The organism is Pseudomonas sp. PS02303, assembly GCF_029959925.1.
In the GTDB taxonomy this organism is placed as follows: domain Bacteria; phylum Pseudomonadota; class Gammaproteobacteria; order Pseudomonadales; family Pseudomonadaceae; genus Aquipseudomonas; species Aquipseudomonas mandelii.
Window position 1 is genome coordinate 1 of sequence record NZ_JASCOM010000253.1, and the last position, 8,482, is coordinate 8,482.

Here is an 8,482-nt window from a genome sequence, read left to right on the forward strand (position 1 = left end):
GGCGGTGTATCAGTGCCTTCAGTGCTGAATGACACTCCGCCATCGCGAGCAGGCTCACTCCTTACAGAGGACAGTATTGCCAACTGTGGAACGGGACTGTTGCAAAGTGTGTCTAGAATGTCATGGTCCCCAAAGAGTGAAAAACAATGACAACCCCTACCGCTATTCCAGCGCACTACACCGGCGAAGAGCGCAGCAAACGGATCTTCGCCATTGTCGGCGCCTCGTCCGGCAACCTCGTTGAATGGTTCGACTTCTACGTCTACGCCTTTTGCGCGATCTACTTTGCGCCGGCCTTTTTCCCGTCCGATAACCCGACTGTGCAGCTGGTGAATACCGCCGGCGTGTTTGCGGCCGGGTTCCTGATGCGGCCGATTGGCGGCTGGATTTTCGGCCGTGTCGCGGACAAGCACGGGCGCAAGAATTCGATGCTGATCTCGATTCTGATGATGTGTTTCGGCTCGTTGCTCATCGCCTGCCTGCCGACCTACAAGGACATCGGCGTCTGGGCGCCGATCATGCTGTTGTTCGCCCGTTTGCTGCAGGGCTTGTCGGTGGGCGGTGAGTACGGCACCACCGCAACCTACATGAGCGAAGTCGCCCTCAAGGGCCAGCGCGGGTTCTTCGCCTCGTTCCAGTACGTGACGCTGATTGGCGGGCAGTTGCTGGCGGTGTCGCTGGTGGTGGTCCTGCAACAGTTCCTCACTGAAGATGACCTGCGTGCCTACGGCTGGCGGATCCCGTTTGTGGTCGGCGCCGTGGCTGCATTGATCTCGCTGTTCCTGCGTCGTTCGCTCAAGGAAACCACCAGCAAGGAAATGCGTGAAAACAAGGACGCCGGCAGCATTCGCGCGTTGTTCCGCGACCATAAAGCGGCCTTTATTACCGTGCTCGGTTACACCGCCGGTGGCTCGCTGATTTTCTACACGTTCACCACGTACATGCAGAAGTACCTGGTGAACACCGCCGGCATGCACGCCAAGACCGCCAGTTACATCATGACCGGCGCGCTGTTCCTTTATATGTGCATGCAGCCGCTGTTCGGCATGCTCGCGGACAAGATCGGTCGCCGTAACTCGATGCTGTGGTTCGGTGCATTGGGTACGTTGTGTACTGTGCCGATTCTGCTGAGCCTGAAAAGTGTCAGCAGTCCGTTCCTGGCCTTTGTGCTGATTACCGTGGCGCTGGCGATCGTCAGTTTCTACACCTCCATCAGTGGCCTGGTAAAAGCCGAGATGTTCCCGCCGGAAGTGCGCGCACTCGGTGTCGGCCTGGCGTATGCGGTGGCCAACGCGATCTTCGGTGGTTCGGCGGAATACGTCGCCCTGAGCCTTAAAGCCGCGGGCATTGAAAACTCCTTCTACTGGTACGTGACGGTGATGATGGCGGTGGCGTTCCTGTTCAGCCTGCGCCTGCCGAAACAGGCCAAGTATTTGCACCACGACCTTTGATCCATCCGCGTGGGCCCGACCGGCCCACGCCTTCAGGGACTGTCTATGAATCAGCGACCGGGCAATCAATTGTTCGATGCCTATTTCACGGCACGCGATATGCGTGAGGTGTTTTGTGATCAAGGCCGGGTGCAGGCCATGCTTGATTTCGAAGCGGCACTGGCGCGGGCCGAGGCGAGCGCGGGTTTGATTCCGCTGTCGGCTGCCGCCTCGATCGCAGCGGCTTGTCAGGCTGGGCATTACGACTTTTCAGCACTCGGCGAGGCGATTGCCACGGCGGGCAATTCAGCGATTCCGTTGGTCAAGGCGTTGGGTAAACAGGTCGCCGCCAACGATGCCGAAGCAGAACGCTACGTGCATCTGGGCGCCACCAGTCAGGACGTAATGGACACGGGCCTGGTGCTGCAACTGCGCCGCGCGCTGGCGCTGATCGAAAGCGATCTGGCGCAACTGGGCGAAACCTTGGCGACCCAGGCGTTACGCTTCGTCGCCACGCCTCTGGCCGGGCGCACCTGGTTGCAGCACGCCACGCCCGTCACCCTCGGCATGAAAATCGCCGGTTGGCTGGGCGCCGTCACTCGCAGCCGCCAACGTCTGCAAGAACTTAAACCTCGGTTGCTGGTGCTGCAATTTGGCGGCGCCTCCGGAACCCTGGCAGCCCTCGGCGAGCAAGCGATGCCGATTGCCGAAGCCTTGGCCGGTGAGCTGCAACTGACCCTGCCGGACCAACCCTGGCACACCCAGCGAGACCGCTTGGTGGAGTTCGGCGCGGTACTCGGTTTGATCGCCGGCAGCCTCGGCAAACTCGGCCGCGACATCAGTCTGTTGATGCAGACCGAAGCCGGCGAAGTGTTCGAGCCGTCGGCACCGGGCAAGGGCGGTTCCTCGACCATGCCGCACAAACGCAACCCCGTAGGCGCCGCGGTGCTGATCGGTGCGGCGACCCGCGTTCCCGGCCTGCTCTCGACCCTGTTCAGCGCCATGCCTCAGGAACACGAGCGCAGCCTGGGCCTGTGGCATGCCGAATGGGAAACCCTGCCGGAGATTTGCTGCCTGGTGTCCGGCAGCCTCAAGCAAGCGCTGCTGGTGGCGGACGGGCTGGAAGTGGACGCCGACCGCATGGCCCGCAACCTCGACCTGACCCAAGGCCTGGTGCTGGCCGAGGCGGTGAGCATCGTCCTCGCCCAACGGGTTGGCCGCGACACTGCGCACCATCTTCTGGAGCGCTGCTGCAAACGTGCGGTGGCCGAACAACGTCATCTGCGAGCGGTGCTCGACGAAGAGCCGCAAGTGACCGCCGAGTTGTCGGCCCTGGAACTCGATCGTCTGCTGGACCCCGCCCATTACCTTGGTCAGGCCCATACCTGGGTCGAGCGGGCGATGGCTGAACATTCTGCGTTGACTGCCTGAAGGAGATTGCTGTGGCTTTTGTACAACTCGCCGAGGGCGAACTGCATTACCAACTTGATGGCCCTACGGATGCACCGGTGCTGGTGCTGTCCAACTCGCTGGGCACCGACCTGCACATGTGGGACGCGCAGATCGCCGCGTTCTCCGAGCATTTCCGGGTGCTGCGTTTCGACACCCGTGGCCACGGAAAATCGCTGGTCACGCCGGGGCCATACAGCATCGAGCAACTGGGCCACGACGTGCTGGCGCTGCTGGATGCGCTGCACATCGAACGCGCGCATTTTTGCGGTCTGTCCATGGGTGGCCTGATCGGCCAATGGCTGGGCATCAATGCCGGTGATCGATTGAATAAGTTGGTGGTGTGCAACACCGCCGCGAAAATCGGCGATCCATCGGTGTGGAATCCACGGATCGAAACCGTGCTGCGTGACGGTCAGGCGGCCATGGTCGCCTTGCGCGATGCGTCGATTGCGCGCTGGTTTACCCCTGACTTTGCCGAGGCCAACCCGGCCGCCGCGAAGCGGATTACCGACATGCTCGCGGCCACTTCGCCAGAGGGTTATGCCGCCAACTGCGCCGCCGTGCGCGATGCCGACTTCCGTGATCAGCTGTCCGCGATCAAGGTGCCGCTGCTGGTCATTGCCGGCACCGAAGACGCGGTCACGCCACCGTCCGGAGGGCACTTTATTCAGGAGCATGTGCCGGGCGCCGAATACGCCGAGTTCTACGCCGCGCACTTGTCCAACGTTCAGGCCGGTGCTGCGTTCAGTGACCGGGTCCTGACGTTTTTGTCAGCTGATTAAGGGGATTGTTGTGGACGAGAAACAACGTTACGACGAAGGCCTGGAGGTCCGTCGCGCGGTGCTCGGCGACGCCCATGTCGACCGCAGCCTGAATGCCCTGACCGAGTTCAACTCGGAGTTCCAGGAAATGATCACCCGCCACGCGTGGGGCGACATCTGGACCCGGCCGGGCCTGCCACGCCATACCCGCAGCCTGATCACCATCGCCATGCTGATCGGCATGAACCGCAACGAAGAACTCAAACTGCACCTGCGCGCCGCCGCCAACAACGGCGTGACCCGCGGCGAGATCAAGGAAGTGATCATGCAGAGCGCGATCTACTGCGGCATCCCGGCGGCCAATGCGACGTTCCATTTGGCGGAGTCGGTGTGGGATGAGCTTGGGGTTGAATCGCGGGAGTGATCCTGGCGATTTGCGGTGTCTGAGCTGACGCCATCGCGAGCAGGCTCGTTCCTGCAGAGGATGTCCGGTGAGTACATGACTTGTGTTCACACAGGACCCGTGTGAGAGCGAGCCTGCTCGCGATCGCGGTGGGTCAGCTTGCATCGATGGTGAATGACACACCGCCATCGCGGGCAAGCGCGGCGACCACAGGGTCAAACGGTGGCGACAATGAAGATCCGCTTGAACGGAAACAGCGTGCGCCCATCGTATTCTCGCGGGTAATGCGCATGCACCCGCATCATGAAGTGATAAATGAACCGCGCCTGTTCGTCATCCTTCAAGCCTTGCATCACCGCCCGCAAGGCCGAGACCTTGATCCAGTCATAAATCGGCGACTTGCCGTCCACGACCTGCAACTGCTCGGTTTCCCAGATGTCCAGCGTCCGGGTGATCGGAGCAAGCAATCGGTGGTAATTTTCCAGCGACAATAACGTCCGCGTCGCCATCGTCTCGCGCAGTTGTGCGCAGCCGAGCGGTTTGCCATCGGAGCCTCCATCGTTGAGGGTGTCGAGCACCAGCTGATACCACACCGCATCCCGCCAGTCGGGCATGTGCGCCGCCAGACAACCACCCGGGTTGAGATAATCGAGCAAGCGCGGCAGCAACTGTTCGTGACTGTCGATGAAGTGCAGCACGGCGGCGGCAAAGAGTAGGTCGGCGGGTTGCTCCGGCTGCCAGTTCTGTAGATCGCACTGCTTCCACAGCGCCTTGATCGGCAAGCCTCTGGCCTCCTGAAGCATTTGCTCCGAACTGTCGATGCCCATCAGGTGCGCACGGGGCCAGCGTTTGGCCAAAGCTTGAGTCGCAATGCCGGTGCCACAGCCGAGGTCGTAGATGCGTTTGGGGTTTTCAAGGTTGACGCGGTCGATCAGCTCGTTAACCGGTCGTTGTCGAAGCCGGGAGAATTGCTGGTAGGCCGTGGCGTCCCAGTCAGCCGTCCTTGCTCTTTGCAGTTTGGTGCTCATGAGGTTGTCCTCTCTGGACGTTCAAAGTTGTCTTCCAATGACGTTGAGGGTTTTGAGTGCAAACCCCACCCCTCGTCGTGTGTCGGGTTCGCGCAACAATTTCAGTAGCTGGTAAAAGCCAGGGGGCTGCTCGTTTGCTGAGCTATCGGCTTTTGCCATGCGCACGGCATTGCTGACGCTCCAGGTTGCCTCGGTCGCGCCTTCGAACAGCCGCGCCAGTTTCTCCACCATGGCCGGGTCCAGTAGATCGACGAGGTCGCTGATCAGTGAAAGCAGGTCTACCAGGTTGTCCATTCGACCGCCGTCAATCAACGGTTTGAGCTTTTCCATCAGCGCGTCTGATCCAGGGCTGATGGGGGGTGTGATTGATTCATTTGAGACGTTCATTACGATTTACTCCTCTCCCCGGGCCGATCAAAGCATTGCGCGGGCAACCGCCCAGTACAGTCCACGGTTGAATCCGTTTCTGAGCAACCCGCCGAGCTTGGTGGCCGGGGTGGGCTGGACATCGTGCTGGTAGTCGTACCAAAGCGGCATGCCGGCATCCAGGCCCATTTGTGCCACGGCCTGAACACGTCCGTCGTAGACGGCGATGGGGGTGCCCAGACGAATTTCGGCAGCGATGTTGTTGGCGATCACCGGCGCCTGGTTATGGCATGCCCCGCCGGCTTTGCTGACAGGCAAGTCGACGGTATCACCGATGACGTAGACGTTTTCCAGGCCGTAGACCTGCAACGTTTCATGGTGGGTCGGCAGCCAGCCTTCGTCGTTGGGCGCTTGCGAGGCGCCGGACTCGAGCACAGCGTCCACGGCCCTGATCGGTGGTGTCGCCATCAGAATGTCGAAGGGTTGCTCGTCACCTTCCTCGGAGTACGCGATTTTTTTATCCGGATCGACTCGTTTGAGCGTGAAGCCGCGTTGAAAGCGAATATTTTTCCGTTCAAAGATACCCGGCAGAATTTCCCCGGTCGGGCGTTGCAGGAACAGGCAGTTGCGCAGTAGTTGAGCCGTGGTCGGGTAGGTGTAGACGATTTCCACCTGGTCTCTCACCCCACGACGCCGCAAGAAATCATCGAGCATCAATGTGGTTTCGACGGGCGCGATACCGCATTGATGCGGGACATTGGGTGTTTTCGGGAAGGACACGGTAATGAAGATGCGGCCTTTTTCGATCGTGCTCAGTTTTTGCGCCAGTTGCCTGGCGGGCGCGTACTGATAGAAATGATCGCCGGCTTCTTTCAAGCCTTCGATACGTTCCGGGGCCGGCACACATCCGGTGGCGATGACTAAAAAGTCATAGCCGTACCGCTTGCCGCTGCGGGTTTGCAGGTGTTGTCGGTTGAAATCGAAACGCACGACTTCATCAACATGGAACTCGATTTCCGGGCGCAACAGTGAACGTTCCGGGCGCTTGAATTCCTCTTCAAAGAACAGGTTGAACGCCACGTACATGAACGCAGGTTTATAGAAGTGATCGGGGGAATTGGACAGCAGTGCAATCGAGACTTCGCCGCGCAGGATTTCCGGATACAGCTTGCTGGCCAGTTGATTGGCCAGCATGGTTCCACCAACGCCGCCACCGACGATAACTATTCGCTTGCTCATACCTGACCTCCTGGGTCATGGCAGCTTCGCGTACAGCATCCGGAGATAACGGAAGAAAACAGGGGCTCCTACAGCAGTGATGGAGAATTAAACACGCTTTTTGACTGTATCTGCCCACTCGCAAAATGCCAGGCAAGCCGACAGGTGGTTACAGGCAGCGGCCTTTTGACTTCGACCGCTGCCAGGGTGCGGTTACAACAAACTGATCGGATAGCTAACGATCAACCGGTTCTCATCGAACTCGTTGTTGCTGAAGTCCCGACGAATGGTCGAGTTGCGCCATTTGACGTTGAGGTCTTTGAGCGCGCCGCTTTGCACGGTGTAGCCCAATTCGCTTTCGCGGCCCCATTCCTTGCCGTCGGTGATTGTGCCGGTGTGCACGTTGTCGCCGCTGATGTAGCGGTTCATCAGGGTCAGACCGGGGATGCCGAGGGCGACGAAGTTGTAGTCATGCCGTACCTGCCAGGATTTTTCTTTCGCATTGTCATAACTGGCGTTGTAACTGTCGTTGGCCAGGGTGCCGCCGCTGGTGCCATTGACCCGCATCCACCCGCTGTCGCCAGTGAGTTTTTGCAGGCCGACGTAGAAGGTGTGGCCGCCGTATTTGGCCGAGAACAGGCCTGACCAGGTCTTGTTGTCCAGATCGCCGGCCCGGGCACTGCCATCTTCCTTGCCATAGAAGAAACCCAGGTTGGCGCCGAGGGTCCAGTCGCCGAGGGGCTGGCTGTGAATCAGGTTCACGTACTGCTGGCTGTAGATGTCCTTGAGTTCGGCGTTCCACACACCGATCTGGGTGCGCTTGTCGTTGAAGGCGTATTCGCCGCCCTGGAAGTTGAAACGGTCGGAGGTAAACGCCGGTTTTCCGGTCATCGACATATCGCTCATGCTGCTGTCGTCACGGGGGCTGTTGGCGCGGAACTGGCCGCCGTAGAGCGTCAGGCCGGCGATTTCTTTCGAGGTGATCTGGCCGCCACGAAAGGTTTGCGGCAGGGAGCGACCGTCGTCCGAGCGCAGGATCGGCAGCACCGGCATCCATTCACCGACCTTGATTTCGGTCTGCGACAACCTGGCCTTGAACGCCACGTTGGTGCGACCAAAGCTGTCCGCCGGGCGACCGTCGTGATCCAGCGGCAGCAACTGAGTCCCGCCCGTGCCTTTGCCGCCGTCGAGCTTCACCGAATACAAGCCCAGCACATCCATGCCGAAGCCGACGGTGCCTTGGGTGAAGCCGGATTTGGCGTCGAGAATGAAACTTTGTGTCCATTCTTCAGCCTTGCCCTGGGCCTTGGTCGGGTTGGTGAAGTTGCGGTTGATGTAGAAATTGCGCAGGTTCAGGTTGACCTTGGCACCTTCGACAAAACCCGACTCCTCGGCCATGGCAGGCAGGGCCGCGCAGGCCAGGGCGATGGCTATCAGGCTTGGGAAGTAGTACGGCGTGGTGGAAGGCGTCATGGGCTCGGGTCTCTCTAATTGTTAGGGATGAAACGGGGCGCTGCCGCAACGTGGACGTTGCAGACAAGGGATTCGATATCGTGAAAAACGGGGTGGGATCAGCCGGACAGGGCAGGGCGCGGGGGCATGGTGTCGAACCTGATGTTATTGGTCTTGTGCGACGAATGGTGCGGGGGATGGACGGGAGGGTTCAATCGGGGAAAGCGGGTTTTGGGCGGTTATCGAACGCATGTTGGCTTGAGGTTTTTGTGTTTATGGGCTGGCCTCTTCGCGGGCAAGCCTCGCTCCTACGGGGTGTGGGGGTTTCATGGAATATAATCCGACGCGGACACTGCAGGAGCGAGGCTTGCC

At 60.1% G+C, this 8,482-nt stretch carries 8 protein-coding genes; 4 read left to right on the plus strand and 4 right to left on the minus strand.

Annotated features, from left to right (window positions below; genetic code table 11):
- The first annotated feature begins 146 nt into the window (after positions 1-146).
- The 4 genes from QMX98_RS29285 to pcaC are packed head-to-tail and all read left to right on the plus strand — an operon-like array spanning position 147 to position 4,067.
- The gene (locus tag QMX98_RS29285) at positions 147-1,451 is read left to right on the plus strand and encodes an MFS family transporter (protein WP_010462539.1); all 1,305 of its coding nucleotides are present in this window, start codon (positions 147-149) and stop codon (positions 1,449-1,451) included.
- Between the two features lie 45 nt (positions 1,452-1,496).
- Positions 1,497-2,861: a 3-carboxy-cis,cis-muconate cycloisomerase gene (locus QMX98_RS29290; RefSeq protein ID WP_282411777.1), complete on the plus strand. Its 1,365-nt coding sequence runs from the start codon at positions 1,497-1,499 to the stop codon at positions 2,859-2,861.
- Positions 2,862-2,872: 11 nt separating this feature from the next.
- Entirely contained in the window at positions 2,873-3,664 is a 792-nt protein-coding gene (gene pcaD, locus QMX98_RS29295; RefSeq protein ID WP_282411778.1) for a 3-oxoadipate enol-lactonase, read from the plus strand.
- A gap of 10 nt (positions 3,665-3,674) precedes the next feature.
- A complete protein-coding gene (gene pcaC, locus QMX98_RS29300) occupies positions 3,675-4,067 on the plus strand; it encodes a 4-carboxymuconolactone decarboxylase (protein ID WP_010462533.1) in 393 nt (130 codons plus the stop codon).
- Positions 4,068-4,261: 194 nt separating this feature from the next.
- Here pcaC and QMX98_RS29305 read toward each other — a convergent pair whose 3' ends face one another.
- The 4 genes from QMX98_RS29305 to QMX98_RS29320 form a co-directional block, all read right to left on the minus strand.
- Positions 4,262-5,074: a methyltransferase domain-containing protein gene (locus tag QMX98_RS29305; RefSeq protein WP_282411779.1), complete on the minus strand. Its 813-nt coding sequence runs from the start codon at positions 5,072-5,074 to the stop codon at positions 4,262-4,264.
- A 21-nt stretch (positions 5,075-5,095) separates the two neighbouring features.
- Positions 5,096-5,461 carry a DUF1641 domain-containing protein gene (locus QMX98_RS29310; RefSeq protein ID WP_282411780.1) on the minus strand — a complete coding sequence of 122 codons (366 nt, stop codon included), beginning with the start codon at positions 5,459-5,461 and terminating at the stop codon, positions 5,096-5,098.
- Positions 5,462-5,488: 27 nt separating this feature from the next.
- Complete coding sequence (locus tag QMX98_RS29315) at positions 5,489-6,679, minus strand: FAD/NAD(P)-binding oxidoreductase (protein ID WP_282411781.1); 1,191 nt, start codon at positions 6,677-6,679, stop codon at positions 5,489-5,491.
- A gap of 192 nt (positions 6,680-6,871) precedes the next feature.
- Positions 6,872-8,131, minus strand: a complete 1,260-nt coding sequence (locus tag QMX98_RS29320; protein WP_282411782.1) for an OprD family porin — start codon at positions 8,129-8,131, stop codon at positions 6,872-6,874.
- Positions 8,132-8,482: the final 351 nt, after the last annotated feature.

Coding starts and splice junctions, on each gene's coding strand:
- QMX98_RS29315 (WP_282411781.1), bottom strand. CDS start 6,679: ATGAGCAAGCGAATAGTTATCGTCGGTGGCGGCGTTGGTGGAACCATG.
- QMX98_RS29320 (WP_282411782.1), bottom strand. CDS start 8,131: ATGACGCCTTCCACCACGCCGTACTACTTCCCAAGCCTGATAGCCATC.
- QMX98_RS29305 (WP_282411779.1), bottom strand. CDS start 5,074: ATGAGCACCAAACTGCAAAGAGCAAGGACGGCTGACTGGGACGCCACG.
- QMX98_RS29290 (WP_282411777.1), top strand. CDS start 1,497: ATGAATCAGCGACCGGGCAATCAATTGTTCGATGCCTATTTCACGGCA.
- QMX98_RS29285 (WP_010462539.1), top strand. CDS start 147: ATGACAACCCCTACCGCTATTCCAGCGCACTACACCGGCGAAGAGCGC.
- QMX98_RS29310 (WP_282411780.1), bottom strand. CDS start 5,461: ATGAACGTCTCAAATGAATCAATCACACCCCCCATCAGCCCTGGATCA.